Below are 23810 nucleotides of genomic sequence, written 5' to 3'. Positions count from 1 at the left end.
TACAAATTTTTCTCTCCAAAATAAAAATATTGAAAATAACACAAAAAAACCAAAGGTCTATAAACCTTTGGTTTCTTAGATGCGGCCGAGAGGACTTGAACCTCCACGGGTTATTCACCCACTAGGCCCTCAACCTAGCGCGTCTGCCATTCCGCCACGACCGCGTGTATGATGTGCTCATATATTCATAAGTGCACTGTTTAAAAACAATGCGGGTGAAGGGACTTGAACCCCCACGTCATAAAGACACTAGATCCTAAGTCTAGCGCGTCTGCCAATTCCGCCACACCCGCGTGACAATGGTGAGCCATGAAGGACTCGAACCTTCGACCCTCTGATTAAAAGTCAGATGCTCTACCAACTGAGCTAATGGCTCATCTGCTATGCAGAAAAACATATATAAAAAATGGCTGGGCTAGCTGGATTCGAACCAACGCATGACGGAGTCAAAGTCCGTTGCCTTACCGCTTGGCTATAGCCCAACGAATCAACATAAAAAAGAAAACATGACCCGTACGGGATTCGAACCCGTGTTACCGCCGTGAAAGGGCGGTGTCTTAACCGCTTGACCAACGGGCCATATGATAATGGCGGAGAAGGAGGGATTTGAACCCTCGCGCCGCTTGCGCGACCTACACCCTTAGCAGGGGCGCCTCTTCAGCCACTTGAGTACTTCTCCATTATGGCTCCGCAGGTAGGACTCGAACCTACGACCGATCGGTTAACAGCCGATAGCTCTACCACTGAGCTACTGCGGAATAATAAGACATGTTTCATTATATCTATGCCAGAAAAATGTGTCAAGAATTTTTAAACGTTTCATTCCTGCTCCATTTGCGACGGCTTTTATAATTTAACATATACTAATATAACAGTCAAGCCTTTTTCCATGCCATTTGTTTAACTTGGCAGAAAGCCCCCGACCTCCACGTAGACCAAGGGCCTTGATGCAGCCTTCCTCATAAGATTAAGACAGATGAAACTTTCGCATCCACTTATAAAAAGTACTTCTTGGCACTCCTGCTAACCTCGCTGCTTCTGACACATGACCTTTTGTTTTATGCAGTGCGTCTATCACTGTTTGCTTTTGAATGCGTTCCCTGAATGTGAGTTCTTTTGAAGTCTCGGGTGGCTCTGCTGGATGCAGCTTCTGTTTTTTCTGATCAATCGTCTCTAATACTGAAGCATATTGCGATTCACCAATCCATCCGCCTTTCGGAAAGAGGACCCTTAGATGTTCAAACAGGTTAAAAAGCTCTCTTATGTTTCCTGGCCAATGATACGCCTGTAATTTCTGAAAAAATGATTCAGGAAACGCTGCATTCCAGTGATGCTTCTTTTGGTAATAACGATACAAATCATGAATGTCTTCTTTTCTTTCTCTAAGCGGCGGGATATTGATCGGATAGACATGAAGACGGTAATACAAGTCTTCTCGTATTTTTCCTTCCTTCAGCAGTTCGTTCATATTACGGTGAGTCGCTGTAATGATTCGAATATCCAAAGGGATTTCGTGTGTCCCGCCGAGCGGTACGACTGCCCTTTCTTCTATCACCCTAAGAAGCGCTACTTGCATCGCATATGGGATTTCGCCTATTTCATCTAGAAAGAGTGTTCCTTTATGGGCTTGTTCAAATTTCCCTTTAGCTCCGTGACGTTTTGCTCCTGTAAAAGCACCTTCAGCATAGCCAAACAGCTCACTTTCTAACAGGCTTTCAGGAATGGCTCCGCAATTAACAGCAATGAACGGCCCTTTATGCCTTTCACTGGCGGAGTGAATGGCTCTAGCGGCGAGTTCCTTCCCTGTCCCTGTTTCTCCCCAAATATACACATGAGCATCTGTTTGTGCCGCTCTCTTCATCTCACTAAGCGTCTGTTGAAATACCTTACTTGTTCCTGATTCCCCGGGAAATTGAGCAAAAGAAACGGTCATGCTGCTTTTCGCTACTTCTTCAAGAGAAAGGGATATGCCTAGCACCTTCCCATCTTGCTCTGATTGAATGATCTCCTTTCCCCGAATAACAAATGAATGATCCTTAAGCCGCTCAACATCCATTCCATGCCAGTCTGAAAATCGATCTCTAATCGACCTGCTGGCAGACACAATTTGCTTTTTTTCATTACAGACCACATACGGTTCATCTGCTTCCACCTGCTGGAGACAATGAGTGATCAGCTCCATCTCTCTCCTTTTTTGCTGGACTTGAATTTCTCTCTCTATGGCATAAGCAACCGTTGAAGCCATTCCAAGCATAAAAGGGTGCTTGTTATCCGTCATACAGGAGATGTCAATCACCCCTATGATTGTACCGTCCGCATCGCGAATTGGAGCAGCTGAACAACTCCAATGATGAGAGGCGATAGAAAAATGCTCCGTTCCGTTGATCGTCACCGCTTCTCCGATGACGAGTGCCGTTCCGATCGCATTTGTCCCTACATCTGTTTCAGTCCAGCGTGAACCCTCCATAAAATTAATTCTTCTGGCTTCCACCATCGTTCTTTCGCTTCCTGTCAGACTTAGCACATAACCATCTGCATCAATGAGTAAGGCCAGCATATCAGAATCTTTTAATTGCTGATTGATTTTATTTAAGTAAGGAAGAGCCGCATTTAGGAATAATGAATATTTCTTTTTTTGAGCACTGAATCGTTCCTTTTCTAACAACGACTGTCCTTTATCTAAATACGGATTCACATTTGCCTGTTTACACCTGTGCCATGATTCTGCCACTCTCTTATTCAGACGAGACTGATCAAGCAAACCTTCACGAACAAAACGTTTCCACGTATTTAAATAACAAGGCGTCGGATTCATTCCATCCTCTCCTCTGGGGGCTTTTTATTCATTATAGATAAACATAAAAGCGCTTTCAATTATCATTGGCTAACCCAAGAAGTCAATTGGATGGAAAAGGAGTCTTTTTCAGCAGTGCACCGCTCTTCCAATGGTTTGCAGAACGGCTTCGTGTATTGCCTCTGAAAGTGTCGGATGTGCCGCAATAAACTGCTCTAATGTATCAGCGGTCAACTCTGCATGCATCATCACCGCCGCTTGTCCAATCATTTCTGTTGCATTCGGTCCAATGATTGAAACGCCTAATATTTCTTGATATTGCGGCTCTACAATGACCTTTACGTGACCGGCTGGTTGATTTAAGATTAATGCTTTTCCATTTGCAGAAAATGCACATGTCCCTATCCGAATCTCCTCATATTGTTTTCTAGCACTCTCTTCATTTAAACCAACACTCGCGATTTCTGGAGAGGTGTAGATGCACCTCGGAATCACTTGTTCATTGACCTTTAGATGTTCACCTGATGCATGGGAAGCTGCAACCGTCCCTTCATGAAAGGCAGTATGAGCAAGCTGGACCCCACCTGTCACATCACCGCACGCATAAATATGCGGGAGATTGGTTTGCATATGTTCATTGACGTAGATTCCGTTTCTATCAAATTCAATTCCAATCTGTTCAAGATTTAACTCTCCAAGTTGCGGAGTTCTGCCAATGGCCACTAAGCAAAGATCCGACTGGATGTCACAACGTTCTCCTTGATTATTCTCCACCACTACTTTTCTTGAAGAGGAATCAAGCTGTTTGACTGCGGCGGACGTCAAAATGTTTACACCCGTTTCTTCGAGCTGCTCGTGAAGACATTGTGCTGTATCACGATCTTCTTCTGGTAAAATGTGCACTGCCCGTTCAACCATGACAACCTTTGATCCCATTCTGCTAAAGATGCTCGCAAACTCACAGCCAATCACCCCGCCCCCAATGATACAAAGTGAATCTGGGATCGAAGAAAGTGACATGGCGTCCTTGCTGTGAATGATCCATCCGCCATCAAAAGGTGCAAACGGTAAAGCCACAGGCACAGCCCCTGTTGCAATAATGATTTGTTTTGCTTGAATGATTTCAGACTTCCCTTCACTTTCTATGAATAGCTCATGTGCTGATAGAAATGAAGCCTTCCCATTTACCACGGTAATTTTGTTTTTATTCATCAAGTAACGAACACCATCAGTGAGCTGCTTGACGACAGACTGTTTCCGCTTTTGGACAGCATTCCATTGAATGATAGGCTCATGTTCTGGAAGCTCAATCCCAAAATGTCCAGCCGATTTCACATGCTCATACATATCGGCGCTTTGCAAAAGTGCTTTGGTCGGGATACAGCCTTCATTGAGGCAGGTACCTCCCAGCTTACCTTGATCAATTAACACAACCTCCCTGTCAAAACGGGCGGCTGTTATGGCCGCCACATAACCTGCTGGTCCGCCTCCTATAATGACCAGTGTCATGGTACATTCACCTTCTTTCTATAAAAGAATGGATATTGGTTCTTCTAAGTGTGCTTTGACCGTTGATAAAAATGCAGAGGCAGGCGCCCCGTCCAGCACGCGGTGATCAAACGTAAGACTGAGTGGTAGGATGGTCCCTTTGCACAATTCATCCTCTCGATAAACAGGGGTGTCATACATTGTTCCGACGCCAAGGATCCCCGCTTCCGGCGGATTCAAAATTGGTGTGAAATGCTCTACACCATACGCTCCAAGATTGGTGATGGTAAAGGTAGAACCTTTGATTTCGTCATGTAGAAGCTTTCCTTCACGTGCTTTTTTACCATACAATTTAATGCCCTTCGCCAGCTCTATCAGCGTTAACCGCTCCGCATCCCGAATGACCGGTACAGCCAATCCGTTATCTAACGCAGCAGCAATCCCAAGATGAACATTCTCAAAGGTTTCGACAACTCCGTTATGATATTGACTGTTCATCGCAGGATGTTCTAACAACGATAGGATCGCTGCTTTGGCTACAAAATCGGTGATGGTCAACTTTGTCTCGTAACGTGCGATGGCTGTTTCATTCAGCTGTTGTTGTAGGTTTGTCAGTTTTGTCACGTCCGCTTTCATCGTAATGGTTAATTGTGCACTTGTTTGCAGGCTTTCCATCATTCTTGAGGCAATTGTTTTCCGCATCATGTTAATAGGCTGTTGCACTGTCTCGTTTTGTTTCTTCTCTTTCCGTTCAGGAAGTGCACGAAGCACATCCTCTTTCGTAATTCTTCCACCTGGTCCTGTCCCCACTAGCGTATCAATGTCTAGATTTGCGCTATTCGCCATTTTACGGGCAACAGGGGAGATTTTCTTTCTCTCTTTCTTTGGTTTTGACTGGATTTCTTTTTCTTTCTTTCTCTCCACCTGTTCATTTCCTTCACCGATATAGCAGATGACCATGCCGGGCGGTACACCTTCTCCCTCAGACACTTTTATATCCAAAATGGTTCCTTCAGCAGGTGATTCGATCTCCATTTCAATTTTTTCGGAGTTGATGCTTGCAATGCTTTCTCCTTTACTTACGGTCTCACCGACCTCTTTATTCCAGACAGATACCGTTCCTTCTTTCATCGACATGCCCAATTTAGGCATCACAACTTCGACAGCCATCTCCCTCTCTCCTTTCTCTAGTTCAAGATCTTGTCATGACTCTTGCCAATCATCTCTAATACGGTGTTCACAACTTTATCAGGTGTTGGCAGATAAATATCTTCAAGAGGTGGTGAAAATGGTACCGGTGTATGAGGAGCCGTCACTTTTTTGATTGGTGCGTCCAGTAAATCAAATCCTTTATCTGCAATCAAAGAAGAGATATCTGCGGCAATTCCGCATCTTGGATTTGCTTCATCGACAATGACAAGTCGATTTGTTTTTTCTACTGAAGTCAGAATGGCCTCCTCATCGAGCGGCGACAAGCTTCTTGGATCAATTACTTCCGCTTCAATACCTTGAGCAGACAATTGCTCTGCCGCTTCGAGTGCTGTATACACTTGTTTGCCCACCGCAAAGATGGTTACATCAGAACCTTCCCTCTTCACATCTGCTTGACCAAGCGGCAATGTGTAATACCTCTCCGGCACATCTCCTGTGATATTGTAAAGCGTCTTGTCTTCAAAAAAGATGACAGGGTCCTGATCGTCGATGGCTGCCAGCAGCAGCCCTTTGGCATCATATGGTGAAGAAGGCACAACTACTTTCAATCCAGGGATACTTGTAAATAGTGCATACAAACTTTGCGAATGCTGGGCAGCTGCTCTAAAACCCGCCCCATGGGTCGTTCTAATCGTGATTGGCACCTCTGCTTTTCCGCCAAACATGTATCGAAATTTTGCGCCTTGATTCAGCACTTGGTCGAGACAAGTACCGATAAAATCATTAAACATGAGTTCAGCAATTGGTCTTAGCCCTGTTGAAGCAGCAGCCATGGCCGCACCTATATAGCCAGCTTCACTAATCGGTGTATCAAGGACACGTTCACGCCCAAATTCCTGAACAATCCCTTTTGTTACACCAAGAACACCGCCCCATGCTTCATCATCCTGTAAGTGATCTACATGAGCACCTCCCGCAACATCTTCCCCCATTAAAATGACATCTTCGTCTCTTCTCATTGCCAGTTTAATCGCTTCATTCAAAGCACTAGACATGCTGATTTCTCTTGTCATTTCCCTCTCTCCTTTCAGATTTATTGATACGAAACATACACATCAGTTAGCAATTCAGTATGATCTGGATATTCACTTTCTTCACTGAATCTCACGGCTTCATCTATCGCTTCTGCTACAGACGCTTCAATACTTGATATTTCTTGATCTGTTAGCAGCTGCTGCTTTAATAATTCATTTTTAAAAAGAGTGATGGCATCTTTCTCTTCTTGATGTTCGGTTTTTTCTTGATTGGTTTTGTAGCGCTGAGCGTCTCCTTCAAAATGACCATAATTCCGATATGTCATGCATTCAATCAATGTCGGACCTTCTCCATTTTTTGCTCGTTCTATCGCTTGTTCTGCTGCTTGATAAACAGCTGTCACATCTTTTCCATCCACTTGAATACCCGGAATACCATAACTGGCGGCTCGATCCACAATCGATTTGCAGCTTGAAGCATACGAAAATGGCGTCGCTTCCCCGTAACCATTGTTTTCTGCGATGAAAATGACTGGCAGTTTCCAGATAGCGGCGAGATTGATTCCTTCGTGAAAAGTCCCTTGATTGTTAGCACCATCCCCAAAAAAGCAAACGCTTACATTATCTTTCTTTTTATATTTAGCCGTGAGGGCTGCCCCGCACGCAAGTGGAAAGCCGCCTCCCACAATTCCGTTGGCACCGAGCATTCCTTTATCAAAATCTGCAATGTGCATAGATCCACCTTTACCTTTACAAAGACCTGTGGCTTTTCCATAGATTTCTGCCATCATTCCTTTTAGATCACAGCCCTTGGCGATACAATGACCGTGGCCACGGTGTGTACTTGTAATACTGTCTTGTTCATTCAGATGAGCGCAGACTCCTACAGCAACAGCTTCTTCACCAGCATAAAGATGGACAAAACCTGGCAAGATCCCCTTTGTAAAAAGCGTGTGTACTTGATCTTCAAATTGGCGAATTTCCTGCATTTTTTGATACATCCAAACGGCTTTTTCTTTTGTAAGTGCCATTTCCATGTTAAAACCTCCTATCTTTTTTGCTTGCACTTCTATACAAGCAAAAAGCGTGCCAACATCATGGCGCTTGAAAGCTTAGGATTTGAGCGATTCACATCGATCAAAAAGAGACAAAATGAGACTCGCGTCTCTATTTGTCTCAATATGTCTACTTCATCTCACAAAAAAAGCATCCCATAAAGGAATGCATATCACTCTGAACCGATTGTACGCTGCCATTTTAATTTTCCTTTGCAGACGCCGCACACATAACGAGAGGTATCAATTCGCCTTTTCCTGATAAAATACTGATCGCATCCTGTGCAAACATATTCTTGTCGCTTCTGTCCACGTCGTTTATTTTGTACGGTCTTTAGCGCTGTACAAAAACGCGGGGCTCCTACTTGTTTTAATAACTCTTTAAAGGAACGGTCACGATGCTGATAGCCTTTTCCCTCAAGATGCAGATGATAATGACACAGCTCATGCTTGATGATCCCGATTAATTCTTCTCGTCCATGTTCCTCTAGGTATCGGCGGTTCAATTCGATATTGTGTGTTCCAAGTAAATATCTCCCGCCTGTCGTTTTTAAACGGGGATTGAAAACAGCCTGATGGCGAAACGTCTTACCAAAGAACTGCTCTGAAATGTCTTCTGTTAACTGCTGTAACTCTCTCTCGTTCAATCAAGATCGTTCCTTTCTATAAAAACCTCGAACGGGACAATTTCCTCTTTGCATACATTGAAGGTACACCCACTGTTTTGATCAAAGGAGGAATGGGCGATGCCCAACTGGCTGAAAAATCAGATGCAGAAAGCATTTTATGAGAAAAATCATTATCAAATCAAATTGCTTAATCAATGCTGGTACTTCTATAGAAAAAAACATTCAGTCACATCAAGGCACACCCCATCCTAAGGTGCGCCTCGTTTTTTGTTTAATCTGGTTTTAGCATCGAAAGAGCCACCCGACCTTTTGCCTGGTCAACGGAGTCTACCCATACGGTCACAATATCACCGACTGATACAACGTCGAGCGGATGTTTCACAAAGCGATTGCTTAGCTTGGAAATGTGGACAAGTCCATCCTGTTTTACGCCAATATCAACGAATGCGCCGAAGTCTACGACGTTTCTCACCGTTCCTTGTAGCTCCATCCCTTGCTTCAAGTCCTCCAATTTCAACACATCTGTTTTCAAAAGAGGTTTTGGTACTTCATCGCGTGGATCACGCTCAGGTCTTGTGAGCTGATCGATGATATCCTGGAGTGTAATTGGACCAATGTCAAGCTGCTGTGCTGCTTCGTCTAGCTTGACCTCTGCGATTTTCTCTTTTAACTGCTCTGTACCAAGATCGTCTGGCGTCATCTTAATCATGCGTAAAAACTGTTTTGTTTCTTTATAGCTTTCAGGGTGAATACCTGTGCGGTCAAGTGGATCTTGTCCATCTGTGATGCGCAGGAAGCCGATACACTGCTCATATGTCTTTGCACCAAGCCTCGGGATATCCTTCAGCTCTTTTCTGCTTGTGAATCTCCCAATCTCTTCACGGCGCTTGACGATGTTCCCTGCGACGGCTTTTGAAAGACCTGACACATATTGCAGCAGTGCCTGTGAAGCTGTATTAACGTTCACACCGACTTGGTTGACGACCGTCTCCACCACGAAGGTTAACGAGCTGTTTAATTGCTTTTGGCTCACGTCATGTTGGTATTGGCCTACTCCGACAGACTTCGGATCTATTTTCACGAGCTCTGCTAATGGATCTTGTAATCTTCGAGCAATGGATATAGCGCTTCGTTCTTCGACTTGCAAGTCTGGAAACTCTTCTCTTGCCAGTGCAGATGCAGAGTATACACTTGCCCCTGCTTCATTCACGATCAAATATGAAACTGGCTGGTCCAGCTCTTGGATCAAGTCTGCGATGAATTGTTCGGTCTCTCTTGAGGCTGTTCCGTTTCCGATCGCAATGACTTCAATGTTGGATGATTGAATGATTTCTTTCACTTTTTGTTTGGCTTCCGCTTTTTTCTGCACAGGCGGGTGCGGATAAATGACGCCAATATGATGGACTTTTCCTGTATCATCCACGACGGCTAATTTACAGCCTGTACGAAACGCAGGGTCCACCCCAAGTACACGTTTCCCTTTCATCGGCGGTTGAAGTAGGAGCTTTCTTAAGTTTTCAGCGAAAATATGAATGGCTTGTTCCTCTGCTTTTTCTGTCAGCTCTTTTCGTATTTCCCGTTCAATTGAAGGCTGAATCAAGCGCTTGTATGCATCATCAATGGCCGCTTCAATGTAAGGCCTCGCCGTCGTTTGCTTGCCTTTTAAGACTTGTTTATCGAGGTAGAAACGAATATTTTCAGCAGGTGGTTCGATGGCTGCTTTCAAAATCCCTTCTTTCTCACCTCGGTTGACCGCAAGTACACGATGAGGCACAATTTTTTTAATCGGCTCTTGATAGTCGTAATACATTTCATAGACGTTTTTCTCGTCGTTTTCAACGTCTTTTCCTGATGTGACAAGACTTCCCTTTTGGTACGTCTCACTGCGAATCCATTTCCGCATATCAGGATCATCCGCAAGCTGTTCAGCAATGATGTGCTGGGCGCCCTCTAGTGCTTCTTCTGCGGTTGTGACTTCTTTTTCTTCATTAATAAAAGCCGATGCTTTCTTTTTGATCTCATCGTTTGGCAGCTGCAGTAAATACTCCGCCAGCGGCTCAAGTCCTTTTGCTTTGGCTACATTGGCCTTCGTTTTTCGTTTTTGTTTAAATGGTCGATATAAATCTTCGACCTCTTGCAGCTTATGCGCCTGTTCGATCTTCTGTTTTAATTCATCTGTTAATTTGTCTTGTTCAGCGATTAAGCGAATCACTTCTTCTTTTCGATTCGTCACATTTTGGATATATGTATAGCGTTCAGAAATGGTTTGAATTTGCACCTCGTCTAGTGAGCCTGTCTGCTCTTTCCGGTAGCGTGCAATAAACGGGACGGTATTGCCATCCTCTAATAGCTGGATCACACTTCCAATTTGTTTTGTTGAAAGCTTTAATTCTGTCGCAATTTGTTTCAATAAAAAGTCAGATGTCTTCATACTTTGCATCCTCTCACTGTGTCTTCTCTTTTAGTGTATCAAAAAAACCGGCAAAACAGAAAAAAGGTCAGCTATTTCATGTAAGCTGACCAAGTACATAGGTGAGATCGTCTTTCTTGTCTTGTGTGTATGTTTCAAGTTCTTTTGCGATGTCTGCAACTGAATGGCTATGCTTTAAACACATTCGCATGTTTGGCACATTCAGCCCGTCTGAATACATAATGAATGTCGAACCTTTTTCGTAGGAATAGGTGTATGTTTTGTATTTTCTAGGTTTACCTGATAGATATCCTGATGTCGGAAGTGGATAAATATAGTCGCCAGAAGGTGCATTCAAGATAAAACGAATGTTACCAACCGAACAATAGGTAAACTGCTGTTGGGAAAAATTCACCTTTAATATGGCTACAGTGGCCCCGCGTTTATTTTTCATGGCCTGATTGCATCTATCAATGAGGGTTATTACATCCTCATGTCCATATTCTTCGACAATTTCGCTGACTAAAGAAGATGATTCATTGGCGAACTGGCCGCTGCCTAATCCGTCTGCTACAGCACAAATTAGTTCTTCATCATCTGCTTTAATAAAAAAACTGTCCCCGCAGCATGATTTTCCTTCTTTGTTCGATTGATAGATAATGGCGTTTACATGCTCATGCTGTTCGATCTGCTTCATTACCCTAGCTCCATAGACGCATCTTCTGACAGTGCATCTCGTAGCTTTTTAACTGCCTTCCGCTGCAGCCTTGATACATGCATTTGAGATATGCCGAGTAAATCGCCTGTTTCTTTCTGGCTTTTATTTTGCAAATACGTGAGATTGATAATTTCTTTTTCTCTATCTGTCAGAACGTGAAGCACACTTTCAAGCATCATTTTTTGGTTTACACGTTCGTACCCTTCTTCTTGTGAGCCGACGACGTCTAAAATCGTCACAGTGCTTCCTTCAGAATCTGCCTCTACGCCTTGGTCAACAGACAGCGCTTGATAGCTTTTGCCCATCTCCATTGTTTCAAGAACTTCTTCTTCTGTTACATCTAGATATTCTGCAATTTCTTGTACTTTAGGTGACTTTTGCGTTTCCGTTGTCAGGTGATCAACTGCCATCTTGATTCTTGGTCCAAGCTCTTTAATTCGTCTTGGTACATGGACACTCCATGTTTTATCACGTAAAAAGCGTTTGATTTCCCCGATAATGGTTGGAATGGCAAATGCCTCAAATGATTTACCGACAAGTGGATCATAACGCTTAATTGCGCCAAGTAGACCAATCATTCCAACTTGTCTTAAATCCTCATGAAAGCTTTTTCCTTTGGAGTATTTCTTCGCGAGCATATCCACAAGATTTGTATAACACTCAACTAGTGTCAGCTGCGCCTGCTCGTCTTGGTTGGATTGATAGCTTTGAATGAGGCGATCCACTTCATCTTTAGTTAGTTTCATAGTTTTGGATGGTTGTGTCATGGTCAACTCGCTCCCTGTTTAAAAACTTTGTCATCGCAACGGTAACTCCGGAGTTTGCTTGCACCTCGACTTCATCCATCAATGTTTGCATTAAGTATAAACCAAGACCTCCTTCTGCCAATTGATCCACCGTATGAGCAGATGTGTACGGCCCTAGGTCTTCCTGCTTTTGCTTAAAGTCAAAGCTACCGCCTTTGTCTGCGACAATGATTTCTAGACGATCTTCGTAGACAAGAAAGCGAACAGCTACCTCTCCATCTTCACCGTCTTTTCCTTTATAGGCATGCTGAACTGCATTTGTACAAGCCTCACTGACGGCAATTTTTAAGTCTTCAATCTCTTCGTAGACATAGCCCATTCGGCTTGCAACGCCTGAAAGAGTCAGGCGAATGATGCCTACGTATTCTGGTTTTGCCGGTATTTTCATCTCGATTAGATCTACTGATTCGTTCATTGTACCCCACCCTCTGACTTTGCAGAAATGTCAATGATGTCCTTTAATCCAGTAATTTCAAACAACCTTACAAGCCGCTCTGACAAGTTCTCAAGCTTTAGTGTTCCACCTGCTTTTTGAGCTGCTTTAAACAACCCAACAAATACACCTAATCCTGTACTATCCATATACGTAACATCCTTCAAACAGATCTCTAGATGCTCGCCCGCCTCGGCTTTAGGCATGAGTGTTTCTCTTAGCTGAGGAGCAGAGTATACATCGATTTCTCCACTAACACTAATTTTTGTTTTTTGATCTATTTGATGCTCTTTTACAGACATATTCATTATGCATTCACCTCGAAATTCTTGTTTCCTTGAATTTTATATACCCGTCTATGCACTTTCTAAACCTTCCTTTTGAGGACAAGTAACGTAAAATCATCATGCAGCTGAAATTCTTGCAGCTTGAGTAAGCTGTCATAGATGGAATCCACCATTTCCTGAGCTGAGTAGGATAGGTTCTCAGATATCAGGGCTTTGATATCCTCACGCTCTAGGAAGCCATCCTCCGATTTGGATTCTGTGACACCATCAGAGAATAAGATCACCATATCCCCTACGTCCAAATGCTTCTCATACTGCTTATAATCAAAATCTGGTGCAATTCCAAGCACAAGACCCTTTGCATCTAAATCGTAAAATTGATTCTCTTTTTTGCAATAGAAAAAGCCCGGCTCATGTCCAGCCGATGCGTACTTAAATTCATGTGTTTCTTTATTATAGCTGCCATAAAACATGGTGATAAACATGCTTGGGTCTACGTTTTGCTCGACCACACGATTAAGGGTTTTGAGCACTTTCGTTGGGCCGCTGCCTGACTCTGGCAAGGAGTCCATCGCATACTTAATCATCGACATACAGAGCGCAGCTGGAATGCCTTTCCCAATGACGTCTGCAATCGCGATATTGATTGTATCGTGATCTGTTACGAAATGGTAATAATCCCCGCTCATCTGTTTTGCCGGCACACTGATGGCTCCGATATCAAATGTGTCTCCTTCTGGAATTTTCGTTTCCAGAAGGGTTTGCTGAACATTTGCAGCAATTTCAATTTCCGACTTAATTTCTTGCTGGATGCCTCTTAGTGTTAAATGCTCCTGGTAGGCAAGTCCGTATCCAATCATGACTTCAATTAAGAAGTCTAGTGAATGAAAGACATCTTCCGGCAAATCAGGGTAAAGCTCCTGAATCACTTTTCGGTGAACACTCACTATTTCTTCAGGAGGTATTTGATGCTCAATGGTTTTGCGGCTAAATTTTTGAGCTTGATAAAGCGATGTTTCAGTTAAATCACTGATATAACGACTGAGCAGCTGATGGTACCGCTGCTCCATTACCTCCTTAAAATCCATGGTTTCCCTCCTAGCGAAGCCACTTGACAGCTTGTATCTCAGTTCCTTGTTCTGGTGCGGAATCTAATTTAAATTCATCCATCAGTCTTCTGACGCCCGGCAAGCCTGCTCCGAGTCCGCCTGATGTAGAAAATCCGTCTTCCATTACTTTACGTATATCCATGATGCCAGGCCCCTCATCGGCTGCGATGACTTTGAGTCCACGCTTTCCGCGCTCCATCACTTCTTCTATACAAATCTGACCTTTACCAGCGTATAAATAGATGTTACGAGCTAATTCTGAAATGGCCGTCGTAATTCTTGCTTGGTCAACTGTTCCAAAACCAAGTTCTTTTGCAACATTCCGCCCCAATTGTCTTGCTGCGACTATGTCCCATTCCGTCAATATTTTTACACAGGATTGGTCTTTCATATCTATTCCCCCAATTCCCGCTTCAGTGTCTCAAGCCCTTGTTCAAGATCTAGTGCTGTCTGAATTTCTTCCAGTGAAATGCCAAGTTCAATAAGCGTCACAGCGACTGCCGGCTGTATTCCTGTTAATACAACTTTTGCCCCCATGAGCTTGGACATGGTGATCACATCGCCTAATACCTTTGCGATAAATGAATCAATCATATCGACGGATGTTAAGTCAATGACCACACCGTTTGCTCCTGTTTCATGAATTTTATTCAGTAAGTCTTCTTGAAAGTGAAGAGCTGTTTGATCATCAAGCTCCCACTGTATTGAAATCAGAAGACAGTTATATAATTTTAAGATTGGAATCTTCGGGTGATTTCTCAATTGGTTATCCCTCCAATGAAACAATTTTTCGATTTGTCATTTCCAAAGCAGTTTGAATTCCTTTTTGAAGGGTATTCTTTGTTGTAACCTGAGATAAATCAATTCCAAGGTTAACGATTGTTTGGGCTATTTCTGGGCGAATACCGACAAGTAAACACTTCGCTCCTACTAATCTCACAGCCTCTGACGCTTGAATAATATGGTGTGCCACCATTGTGTCTACGACAGGTACACCCGTGATATCAATCAAAACGACCTGTGAGCGATGTTTGACGACACCATTAAGCAGGTTCTCCATAATTTTTTTCGCACGATCTGTATCAATTGTGCCAACAAGTGGCATGACGGTGATGTGCTCAAATACAGGGATTAGCGGGGCAGAAAGTTCCTGCAGCGCAATTTTTTGAAGGCTGACGGTTTTTTCCCATGAGATGGAATACTGGTTTAAGATCTCATTATGGATGGGTGTGATGAATCGATCGATTTGCCAGATGAGGTCATGACTTTCTTGTGTTGTATCTTTGTCATCGTTCATTTTTTCATATAAATGTGTACGGATTTCCGTTAGACCGTTTGCCAGTAACTTAAGTGATATACCCATTTGAACGATTTTCAAAGCAAAATTTTGCACTTTTTCTTCAAAATCTTCATTATCCCCCTCTGAAAGAGATGTAATGATGAGTTGAACATATTCCGAACAGATGGTTTCATACATTTTGTCGTTCAGCATCATGTCCGTTTCTTTTTCTCCGAGTCGTTTTAAAATGTCCGTCCACTCTGTTTCTAATTCCTTTTGGTGCTTTCTTGCAAAAGCTAACACGATATGATTCGACATGTTTTACCCCCTACTTACATTTAAAGCTCTTCTTTAGTCTTTCTTCATTATAACGTTAAAAAAAATTGAACACAAAAAAAGTTGCTCCCAATAGAGCAACCAAGTATCACCATATTAAAAATCAATAAGAGCCAAACTAACTTGTAAGGCTTCATCAACCTTCTCCATCATCTCATCATCAAGATGTGTGATTTTATCTGTCAATCTTTGTTTATCGATTGTACGAATTTGTTCCAAAAGAATGACAGAATCTCGTTCAAAGCCGTAGCGCTTTGCATTAATTTCGACGTGAGTCGGTAATTTCGCTTTTTGTATTTGGGCTGTTATGGCTGCAACGATAGCAGTCGGGCTGAAGCGATTTCCAATGTCATTTTGAATCACCAATACCGGGCGAACCCCGCCCTGCTCGGAGCCAACAACAGGAGATAAATCAGCAAAGTAAACATCACCGCGTTTAACAATCAAATGTTTAACCCCCGCTGACTAATCGCTCAACTGTATTCTCAGCCTCAAATTCTGCGTATTGTGCCTCTGAAGAGATATTCAGATTAATTTTCGCCATCTCCATGTAGCCGCGTCTCATCGATTCACGATTTTGTCGAATATTACGTTCACGAATATACGTTTTTGTCGCTCGGTAGATCAATTCATTTCTTGTTACCTTATCCTGCTCTGCTACTCGTTCGATCTCAGACATTAAAGCCTCCGGCAGTCGAATCTTCATTTCGTTTGTTGCGCTGGATTCAGACAAAAAACATACACCTCCACAAAACTTACGGATACCGTTTCGATCCATTCCAAGACTAATCATACCATTATTCAATGCACAAGCAAAGCTGTTTTTTCATGATTTCTTATTAGAACATGAAGCGGCTCGCCACCCGTAAATCAAGATGATAATGGAGTTCCTCTTTCCCATTATACGCTTTTTTCCGAAAATCATACGGTATTTCCAAAATCTCTAAAAAAGGGAGAATGTTTACCCTATTTTTGTCGAATAAAAAAGAACGAAGTCAGTTTGACTATCGTTCTTTTTGAATGTTGTTTATAAAAAACTTGATCCGCCTTGAAGGAGTGGATTCCGCACTTGCACTCTTTTGCCGTCTTCTATATATACTCTTGGAACACGGTGGCCAATCGAGCACGTGACTTCATAGTTAATGGTTTCAAGTCTTTTAGCGATTTCATCGACTGGTACCATGTCTTCTCCTTGCTTACCAATTAAAACGACCGGTTCCCCTACTGGAAGCTTGTCTTTCAGTTCAACCATGAATTGATCCATACAAACCCTTCCGGCGATCTTCCGGCGCTTTCCACCAACAAGTACTTCCGTTCCTGCCAGCTTCCGGATCCATCCATCTGCATAACCAACTGGAACCGTGCCGATCCACGTATCTTGATTGGCTGTATACGTTGCTCCGTAGCTGACACTCTCACCCTTTTGAATGTGCTTCACATGGGCAAGTTTTGTATGAAGAGACATAGCTTCTTCGAGCTTGAAAGGCAGTTCATCCTTGATTTCTTCTGACGGTGACAGCCCGTACATACTGATACCGAAGCGAACCATGTTAAACAAGACGTCTTTAAACCTTAGACCCGTTGCACTGTTGGCGCAATGAACGAGCAGCTTGTCCGTATGAAGCGGCTCAAGCAGTGTTTGAAAGGTGTCGACCTGCCGATCAAAGTAGGACTCATCCTTTTCATCTGCTGTCGCAAAGTGAGTAAATACGCCTTCCAGCTGTAAATAAGAGTGCTCGCTGACAAGTTTTTTCACTTCGTTCACTTGCTCAATCGTTTTCACACCTAATCGGTTCATTCCGCTGTCTATTTTCAAATGAAATCGTATAGGCTGTCCCATCTGCCCTTTCATCATGTTGGTGACGTCTCTCAGCCAATCGATGGAGTATGCAGTCATGATGACATTGTATCGAACGGCGACTTTGACATATTCAGCAGGTACAGCGCCGAGTACCAGTATTGGTGCTTTGATGCCTTTATTTCTTAAAGAAATGGCCTCATCTAAAAAGGCGACGGCTAATACGTCTGCTCCTGCTTTGAGAGCAGCTCTTGTCACTTCTATATCTCCATGTCCATATGCATTGGCTTTCACCACAGCCATTAGTTGAACATTTTGACCGATATGATCTTTCATATGTGAAACATTATGCTTGATTGCTGATAGATTAATTTCTGCCCATGTGTCTCTATAAAAGGCGTTTGTGTCCATCCGTCACACTTCCCTATTGAATGATTCAATCCCCTCATATGATACTAAAAATCAGGAATAAAGTGAAACAAATCAAAGAAAATCAGCCCTTGTATAGGGCTGATGTTTCATATCTAAGGCTCTCGCCTGAGGTATTTATTTAGCTGACTGTCCTTCTACACTCTTTGCAACCATCAAGAGCTCTTCCTTCGATAAATCACTTGAAGAAATCAAGTAGTCAACTCCATCAGATGTCCAAGAAAGAGATTTGTCTGTCAGAACACCCACTGTCATGCCAAGATCGACTGGCTCACCATTCATCGTCACAGGCGTAGACGCTTCTGCTACCCGCGCTTTTTCCTGAATGAGTGTGAAGGATTTCTTTCCGCCATACGTCATCACATAACGCTTCCCGGCATCTGTTGTCATTTCTTTCTCTTCCATTTTCTTCACGCCCTCTGGCATATCCACAGGCGTTTTCACCGCAAAGCTGTCAGATGGATCTGCACTTGTGGCAACATCCATTTGAGAAAGTGTCATATTTTTCTTCTCATCAAAGGCGTCTTTGTCAAAGGATTTGTTGAATTCAAAGTGAGAGAATTCTACTTTCACCATTGGCTTTTTATCGCTATCCAGTACTTTCACACTAGCAGGCGCCATTGTTTTTTTATGAAAGGTAATCTCTTGGGTCGGCAGCATTTGGTTGTGCTGATAGTTGGTTTTTGTTTCAAAAACGTACTTCGACTCTTTTGCTTTGAACTGAGCTGCACTGTCATTTTTAATGTCTTTCACAAGTGATTCAAATAAATACACCTGACTGCTGTTGTTCGGCCAATCGCTATGGAAGCGGAAGCTTTTGTTTAATGAAGGTGTCAGCACAAATACACCATTGCCATTTCTTAAAATGACTTGACTCTGATCCTTCTTCGGATTTTCTAAGTAGACACGGTAAAGCTCCGGCTTCTTGTACCAAATTTCCACATGGTATTCCTGCGGATCATTTCCTGTCTCAATGGTCATTTTTGCTTTGGCTTTGTATGATGTCATTTCCTCTGCCTTTTTGTTTAAATCTCCAACGATAACCTGTTGAGATTTTTGACCGCATGCGGAGAGAATCAGTACAAAAAGGATCCCCGTTACAAGCAAAACAAAGCTTTTTCTCACCCTTTTCAACCCCTTCGTTAATTGTGTTAAAAGGAAGAAACCGCTTGTTTGACTTTAACAGTACGCCTCAAGAGTTAACTGCGTACCGCGAACCATCAAAGCCTGTTAGCAACTCGCCCTTCCTTATCGCACTACCCAATATATGAAGGGGGGACAAACAATATGCAGACTAGCTTGACAACCTTTCAATTAAAACTTGTGCTGCAGCATATTCTTTTGTGTGTGTAATGGATACATGAACGTAGTCTTCTTTTGTTTTCTCACTTTTGATGAGAGGTTTTCCGTTCACATCTTTTTGTATCTCGATGTCGTGAAAGCTGACATACTGACCAATTCCCGTACCGTATGCTTTTGCGAATGCTTCCTTCGCCGCAAAACGTCCTGCCAGAAACTCCAGCTGTCTCTTTTCACTTAGTGTGCGAAAGACTTCCTGTTCACGTAAAGTCAAAATTCTTTCTGGTAAACGGGGCTGCCTGCTAAGCACTCGTGACAGCCGGCCGATCTCTACAATATCCATACCGATTCCTTTAATCATGTGGTACCTCCTATGATACTCGTACTAATTTGGATGTTCGCTTCATAAACGTGTTACTATAAACTTACCATTATCTAGTCAAAAGGGGTTTGTTATGTTTATTCGAACGGAGAGCTTTCAACAATTTATTAGATCGTATCCAATCGTAACAGCGATCCTTGCTTTGCAAATCGGCCTATGGCTTTTATTTGCAATCCCTATTCCAATGATCCAGCTTGGGCAGGACCATCTCGTTGGTTTTAATTATGGTGTTGCAGAAGGAGAATGGTGGCGGCTTTTAACGCCTATTTTTCTTCACGGAAGTCTGACACATATTCTGTTCAATTCCATGTCGCTCTTCCTATTCGCTCCAGCACTTGAGTATTTGCTTGGAAAGGTTCGATTTCTTGTGATTTATCTGGGTGCTGGATTCATTGGCAATCTCGGAACCTATTGGGTGGAGCCTTTAGAGTACGTACATGTCGGGGCTTCTGGTGCGATATTTGGTTTATTTGGCGTCTATCTTTATCTTGTCCTATTTAAACCGCATATGATGGACCGTGGTAATTCTCAGGTCATCTTAACGATTCTCGGCGTTTCTGTTATTATGACGTTCGTCAACTCGAACATCAACATCATGGCCCACTTATTTGGATTGATAGGCGGCATGATCCTAGCACCGATCACCCTATTCTTCCATTCAAAAAAACGACGCTATTAAGCTCATAAAAAATGTCGATCACTCCGTTTAACGGGAGCTGATCGACATTTTTTTGTTTAAGTTGATTGATTCGTTTCATAGGAATACCAATCGCATACACGTTCAGCATCTTCCTCTTCAAGGTGATGCACACCAAAGGAATCAAGCAAGGCAGAGGACTTCACAAAGGTGTGAATACTTGCCACCCGCCCTTTCTTTTGAAAATAGGATTGGGTCATCGTATAGTTTTGCATTCGTTTTCTTAAAACAATTCCGGTGGTCTTGCCGATACCTCTTGTCGTTAATTGAATCAGTTGATCTTTGATCACATATCCTGATTGTTTATAGGCTAAATACCCAAAAAACAAGGCAAACGGTAATGGAATCAGCGCCAAATATCCCCATGGTGGAAAACGTACAGAAAGGATTATACCTACAAGTAATGGAACAAATCCGTAAGATATCAGATAACGTTTTAGTGAACGCTTCGGCACTTTTTTCAATTCACTTTCTGGTGCCAGCTGATATTGATCTGTAAATTGCGTTAACAATTCATTGATTTTTTTCTTCCGTATGAGTGGAAATAAGACAGAAGAAGTCTCTTTTTCTGTAATGGAACCTCCTGCGCTGACAAGCATGACCGTCGCAAAACCAAATGGTTCACGCAGAATATTTTCTTTGATTTTCACTGCTTGAATTCTCGCAAGCGGAATAGTCATTTGATGCCTTTCGATGAGTCCTCTTGTGATGATGATGTCTTTCCCTTTTCGTTTTGCGTTAAAATTCGCATATTGAAGGGCTGTTACCCCAACACTAAGAATCCACGCAATCAATACGGCAATAAATATGAGAATCGCATAAATCTCAACACTCGCATGACTTAAAAAAGAAAACCGTTTGAAGAATCCGTCCAAAGGCAGAATTTCATCTATTTGTGTGTAAATGGCGAGACACCCAGAAATAATGACGCCGATTCCGCTTGAAGTGGTCGCAGCCAAAAGCAGCTCTGGTATACCCATTCGGTAGGAAACGCTGATTTCTTTTTCTACAGGCTGTTGCGCTGTCAGAGGATCAGGGAGATCTAAATTTTCATCATTCATTTCTTCTTGTTGCAAGCTTTTCTTCCGGTTGAAAATCGATTGCTTTAATTGCTCAGCTTCTGCTTTTGTAATGGCCGTCAGGCTCACTTCAGGTCCATCCGTCCCGCCTGCCGTTTCGATTTGCACCCGAACCAAACCGAAAATCCGCTGGAAGATGCCTTCACTTGTATTCACCGTTTGAATTCGTTCTAACGAGATATACTTTTTCTTTTTGGTGATGACACCTGATTCTACTCGAAATTCATCGTCTTCCATTCGATAGGTGAATCGTCTCCATGCTAAAACGGTTGAAACAGCTTTCCATAAAAGAAGCACACCAAGAATGATAAACGCATAAAAACGAATACTTGAATTCGAGTTCACAAAAATAAGCACGAAAAAAGGGATAATGAAGTTTTTGATCATGGATACGGCATCTGATATAAAATCAATGAACATCGAGATTGGATGTACACGTTTTGGTTCAGACATCATCTTCCGTCACCCTTGCTAATCGAGATATGTAATCGCGAAGCTCATCTGCCTCTTCTAATTCCAGTGCCGGAATATCATGCACTGTCGCAGCAGTAGAAATTTGAACAGATGCCAACCGGTAGCGCCTTAAAAGCGGCCCTTGGGATGTATCCACATGCTGAACACGTACCATTGGCACAATGACACGTGTGACACGAATCAGTCCGTGCTGTATTTCAATTTCGTTCTCAAATACTTCGTAGCGCCAGATGTGATGGCGGATTTTCGGTATGAGCCAGATTCCGAAGATGATCTGTAAAATCCACAAACCGATGAGGATGGCTCCAATCCAATATGGCCATTGAAAATAATAACTAGCTACAAATACCCCAATGATGATGAATAAGAAAATCAATGAGATAATTCCATTTTGAAGACGCCATACTTTTAATCCATTTAAACTGATTTGACGTTGCGGCTGTTTTCTCACATTCTTCCCCCATTCTCTTACTTTTCTATCAATATATTACGAAAGAAAGCCTAAAAAGTTTCATTAGGCCTGTTAAAAAAAGCGAACCCTGCAAAGGATTCGCTTTTGAATTAGTTGTTATAAGATTTCTTTTGACGACGATCGTTAGAAGAACGATTGCGGTCATTTGAAGAACGCTTTTTATCACCGTAAGATGAACGGCTTTTTCCGCGATAGCCGCCTCCGCCGCCACCGTCTCTACGTTTTGAAGAGCTGCGGTTGTTACGATTGCGTTTTGAAACCATTGGTGCTTCATCTGTCAAACGAACAGGCGTTGCATCTGGCTCTTTTGTCATCATTTTGATGGCAGCCGCAACCACTGTAACAGAATCATGATCTTCTAATAATTCAGCAGCTGCTGTCATGTAGAAGTTTAAGTTGTTTTCACTGATAATTGTGCGCAGACGATCAATGGTTACTTGTTGTTGTCCTTCGATTGCCTCATCTAGTGTTGGTTCTTTCATACGATCCATTTTACGTTTAGTCGTTTGCTCGATCGCACGAAGCATATCTTTTTCACGTGGTGTGATGAATGTCATCGCCATACCTGTACGTCCAGCACGTCCAGTACGTCCAATACGGTGTACATAGCTTTCTGGATCTTGTGGCACGTCAAAGTTATACACGTGTGTTACGCCTGAAATATCAAGTCCACGTGCTGCAACGTCTGTTGCTACAAGCACATCGATTGAACCTTCTTTGAATTTACGAAGCGCAACCATACGTTTCGCTTGAGTCAAGTCACCATGAATTCCTTCAGCTGTATAACCTCTAAGGTTCAGTGCTTCAGTCAATTCGTCAACGCGGCGCTTTGTACGGCCGAAGACAATTGAAAGCTCAGGTGATTGAATGTCAAGAAGACGAGTCAATGTATCAAACTTTTTACGTTCATGGATATCCAAGTAGAACTGCTGGATGTTAGATACAGTCATTTCTTTCGCTTTTACTTTTACGTGTTCTGGGTTTGTCATGAAACGTTCTGCAATACGCTTAATTGGTGCAGGCATTGTCGCAGAGAATAAAAGTGTTTGGTGTTCACTTGGTACATTTGAAAGGATCGATTCAATGTCTTCGATGAAACCCATGTTTAGCATTTCGTCTGCTTCATCAAGCACGACTGTTTCAACATTTTGAAGACGCATTGTACGACGGTTAATGTGATCGAGTAAACGTCCTGGAGTCCCTACGATGATATGAGGATTTTTCTTGAGCGAACGGATTTGGCGACCGATATCTTGTCCACCGTAAATCGGAAGTACGCGCGCACGCTTGTCTTGGCCAATTTTGTATAGCTCTTCAGATACTTGAATCGCTAATTCTCTTGTTGGCGCAATGATAATCGCTTGGATATTTGGAGACGCTGGGTCGATTTTTTCTACAAGAGGAATACCAAACGCTGCAGTTTTTCCTGTTCCTGTTTGTGCTTGTCCAATGACATCTTTATTCTGAAGACCGAGAGGAATTGTTTCCGCTTGAATCGGTGTTGCTTCTTCAAATCCCATGCGGTTAATAGCTTTCATGAGACTTTCGCTTAATTGAAAATCTTGAAACGTTATAGTCAAATTATTCAAACTCCTTCTAATTGCTGTTTCAGTAATCTCGTGAATGATCATTAAAAACTGCCCTTTGTAT

At 42.7% G+C, this 23810-nt stretch carries 25 protein-coding genes and 7 tRNA genes; 2 read left to right on the top strand and 30 right to left on the bottom strand.

Going from position 1 to position 23810, the window contains the following annotated elements; genetic code table 11:
- Window positions 1–80: 80 nt before the first annotated feature.
- The 13 genes from MHH31_RS02710 to MHH31_RS02650 all read right to left on the bottom strand — a co-directional run bounded on the left by MHH31_RS02710 (window position 81) and on the right by MHH31_RS02650 (window position 8170).
- Window positions 81–164: transfer RNA gene (locus MHH31_RS02710), tRNA-Leu, on the bottom strand.
- A 46-nt stretch (window positions 165–210) separates the two neighbouring features.
- A tRNA-Leu gene (locus MHH31_RS02705) sits at window positions 211–293 on the bottom strand.
- Window positions 294–300: 7 nt separating this feature from the next.
- Window positions 301–376: transfer RNA gene (locus tag MHH31_RS02700), tRNA-Lys, on the bottom strand.
- 31 nt (window positions 377–407) lie between these two features.
- A tRNA-Gln gene (locus tag MHH31_RS02695) sits at window positions 408–482 on the bottom strand.
- 25 nt (window positions 483–507) lie between these two features.
- A tRNA-Glu gene (locus tag MHH31_RS02690) sits at window positions 508–579 on the bottom strand.
- A gap of 9 nt (window positions 580–588) precedes the next feature.
- A tRNA-Ser gene (locus MHH31_RS02685) sits at window positions 589–679 on the bottom strand.
- 4 nt (window positions 680–683) lie between these two features.
- Window positions 684–758 (bottom strand) — tRNA-Asn (locus MHH31_RS02680).
- A 209-nt stretch (window positions 759–967) separates the two neighbouring features.
- Complete coding sequence (locus MHH31_RS02675; RefSeq protein WP_160758187.1) at window positions 968–2815, bottom strand: sigma-54-dependent Fis family transcriptional regulator; 1848 nt, start codon at window positions 2813–2815, stop codon at window positions 968–970.
- 108 nt (window positions 2816–2923) lie between these two features.
- Window positions 2924–4303 (bottom strand): dihydrolipoyl dehydrogenase, encoded by a 1380-nt coding sequence (lpdA, locus tag MHH31_RS02670; protein ID WP_342495249.1) that lies wholly within the window; start codon window positions 4301–4303, stop codon window positions 2924–2926.
- A gap of 18 nt (window positions 4304–4321) precedes the next feature.
- A complete protein-coding gene (locus tag MHH31_RS02665) occupies window positions 4322–5452 on the bottom strand; it encodes a dihydrolipoamide acetyltransferase family protein (RefSeq protein ID WP_342495248.1) in 1131 nt (376 codons plus the stop codon).
- Window positions 5453–5469: 17 nt separating this feature from the next.
- Window positions 5470–6507 carry an alpha-ketoacid dehydrogenase subunit beta gene (locus tag MHH31_RS02660; protein WP_342495247.1) on the bottom strand — a complete coding sequence of 346 codons (1038 nt, stop codon included), beginning with the start codon at window positions 6505–6507 and terminating at the stop codon, window positions 5470–5472.
- A gap of 20 nt (window positions 6508–6527) precedes the next feature.
- Window positions 6528–7505, bottom strand: coding sequence for a thiamine pyrophosphate-dependent dehydrogenase E1 component subunit alpha (locus MHH31_RS02655; RefSeq protein WP_061418061.1), 978 nt, complete (start codon window positions 7503–7505; stop codon window positions 6528–6530).
- 191 nt (window positions 7506–7696) lie between these two features.
- A complete protein-coding gene (locus MHH31_RS02650) occupies window positions 7697–8170 on the bottom strand; it encodes a SprT family protein (protein WP_216896078.1) in 474 nt (157 codons plus the stop codon).
- A 99-nt stretch (window positions 8171–8269) separates the two neighbouring features.
- On the opposite strand from MHH31_RS02650, the gene cmpA reads away from it, so the two are divergent.
- Window positions 8270–8404, top strand: coding sequence for a cortex morphogenetic protein CmpA (cmpA, locus tag MHH31_RS02645; protein ID WP_008346893.1), 135 nt, complete (start codon window positions 8270–8272; stop codon window positions 8402–8404).
- Between the two features lie 19 nt (window positions 8405–8423).
- Here the strand turns inward: cmpA and MHH31_RS02640 are convergent, their stop codons facing one another.
- The 14 genes from MHH31_RS02640 to acpS all read right to left on the bottom strand — a co-directional run bounded on the left by MHH31_RS02640 (window position 8424) and on the right by acpS (window position 19417).
- A complete protein-coding gene (locus MHH31_RS02640; RefSeq protein ID WP_017358390.1) occupies window positions 8424–10583 on the bottom strand; it encodes a Tex family protein in 2160 nt (719 codons plus the stop codon).
- A 76-nt stretch (window positions 10584–10659) separates the two neighbouring features.
- A complete protein-coding gene (locus MHH31_RS02635; protein ID WP_024719202.1) occupies window positions 10660–11259 on the bottom strand; it encodes a PP2C family serine/threonine-protein phosphatase in 600 nt (199 codons plus the stop codon).
- Complete coding sequence (gene sigB / locus MHH31_RS02630) at window positions 11259–12047, bottom strand: RNA polymerase sigma factor SigB (protein ID WP_012009000.1); 789 nt, start codon at window positions 12045–12047, stop codon at window positions 11259–11261. Before sigB ends, MHH31_RS02635 begins: the two co-directional genes overlap by 1 nt.
- The gene (gene rsbW, locus MHH31_RS02625) at window positions 12013–12501 is read right to left on the bottom strand and encodes an anti-sigma B factor RsbW (RefSeq protein ID WP_041507147.1); all 489 of its coding nucleotides are present in this window, start codon (window positions 12499–12501) and stop codon (window positions 12013–12015) included. The genes sigB and rsbW overlap by 35 nt, the downstream gene beginning before the upstream one ends.
- On the bottom strand, window positions 12498–12827 hold the full coding sequence (locus tag MHH31_RS02620; protein WP_017358393.1) for an anti-sigma factor antagonist: 330 nt from the start codon (window positions 12825–12827) through the stop codon (window positions 12498–12500). The genes rsbW and MHH31_RS02620 overlap by 4 nt, the downstream gene beginning before the upstream one ends.
- Window positions 12828–12886: 59 nt before the next feature.
- Window positions 12887–13894 (bottom strand): PP2C family protein-serine/threonine phosphatase, encoded by a 1008-nt coding sequence (locus MHH31_RS02615; RefSeq protein ID WP_017358394.1) that lies wholly within the window; start codon window positions 13892–13894, stop codon window positions 12887–12889.
- Between the two features lie 10 nt (window positions 13895–13904).
- Window positions 13905–14306 (bottom strand): anti-sigma regulatory factor, encoded by a 402-nt coding sequence (locus MHH31_RS02610; RefSeq protein ID WP_003214085.1) that lies wholly within the window; start codon window positions 14304–14306, stop codon window positions 13905–13907.
- A 2-nt stretch (window positions 14307–14308) separates the two neighbouring features.
- The gene (gene rsbS / locus MHH31_RS02605; RefSeq protein WP_003214235.1) at window positions 14309–14677 is read right to left on the bottom strand and encodes an RsbT antagonist protein RsbS; all 369 of its coding nucleotides are present in this window, start codon (window positions 14675–14677) and stop codon (window positions 14309–14311) included.
- Window positions 14678–14681: 4 nt separating this feature from the next.
- On the bottom strand, window positions 14682–15512 hold the full coding sequence (locus MHH31_RS02600; protein ID WP_058336383.1) for an RsbT co-antagonist protein RsbRA: 831 nt from the start codon (window positions 15510–15512) through the stop codon (window positions 14682–14684).
- A gap of 114 nt (window positions 15513–15626) precedes the next feature.
- A complete protein-coding gene (gene ndoA, locus MHH31_RS02595) occupies window positions 15627–15977 on the bottom strand; it encodes a type II toxin-antitoxin system endoribonuclease NdoA (RefSeq protein ID WP_003214169.1) in 351 nt (116 codons plus the stop codon).
- A gap of 4 nt (window positions 15978–15981) precedes the next feature.
- The gene (locus tag MHH31_RS02590; RefSeq protein ID WP_003214273.1) at window positions 15982–16263 is read right to left on the bottom strand and encodes a hypothetical protein; all 282 of its coding nucleotides are present in this window, start codon (window positions 16261–16263) and stop codon (window positions 15982–15984) included.
- 294 nt (window positions 16264–16557) lie between these two features.
- Window positions 16558–17739 (bottom strand): alanine racemase, encoded by a 1182-nt coding sequence (gene alr, locus MHH31_RS02585; protein ID WP_342495246.1) that lies wholly within the window; start codon window positions 17737–17739, stop codon window positions 16558–16560.
- Between the two features lie 135 nt (window positions 17740–17874).
- Window positions 17875–18891: a DUF4367 domain-containing protein gene (locus MHH31_RS02580; RefSeq protein ID WP_342495245.1), complete on the bottom strand. Its 1017-nt coding sequence runs from the start codon at window positions 18889–18891 to the stop codon at window positions 17875–17877.
- Window positions 18892–19051: 160 nt separating this feature from the next.
- The gene (acpS, locus tag MHH31_RS02575) at window positions 19052–19417 is read right to left on the bottom strand and encodes a holo-ACP synthase (RefSeq protein WP_342495244.1); all 366 of its coding nucleotides are present in this window, start codon (window positions 19415–19417) and stop codon (window positions 19052–19054) included.
- Between the two features lie 94 nt (window positions 19418–19511).
- Between acpS and MHH31_RS02570 the strand changes: the two genes are divergently transcribed.
- Window positions 19512–20117, top strand: coding sequence for a rhomboid family intramembrane serine protease (locus MHH31_RS02570; RefSeq protein ID WP_342495243.1), 606 nt, complete (start codon window positions 19512–19514; stop codon window positions 20115–20117).
- Between the two features lie 56 nt (window positions 20118–20173).
- On the opposite strand, the gene MHH31_RS02565 is transcribed toward MHH31_RS02570, so the two are convergent.
- The 3 genes from MHH31_RS02565 to MHH31_RS02555 form a co-directional block, all read right to left on the bottom strand.
- Complete coding sequence (locus tag MHH31_RS02565; protein WP_342495242.1) at window positions 20174–21670, bottom strand: PH domain-containing protein; 1497 nt, start codon at window positions 21668–21670, stop codon at window positions 20174–20176.
- Window positions 21660–22139 carry a PH domain-containing protein gene (locus tag MHH31_RS02560; RefSeq protein ID WP_342462282.1) on the bottom strand — a complete coding sequence of 160 codons (480 nt, stop codon included), beginning with the start codon at window positions 22137–22139 and terminating at the stop codon, window positions 21660–21662. The genes MHH31_RS02565 and MHH31_RS02560 overlap by 11 nt, the downstream gene beginning before the upstream one ends.
- A gap of 110 nt (window positions 22140–22249) precedes the next feature.
- Complete coding sequence (locus tag MHH31_RS02555) at window positions 22250–23740, bottom strand: DEAD/DEAH box helicase (RefSeq protein ID WP_041507152.1); 1491 nt, start codon at window positions 23738–23740, stop codon at window positions 22250–22252.
- Between the last annotated feature and the right edge of the window lie 70 nt (window positions 23741–23810).

This window comes from Bacillus sp. FSL K6-1033, from assembly GCF_038630765.1.
Lineage (GTDB): Bacteria > Bacillota > Bacilli > Bacillales > Bacillaceae > Bacillus > Bacillus altitudinis.
This window is presented reverse-complemented; position numbering and strand designations above follow the sequence as displayed.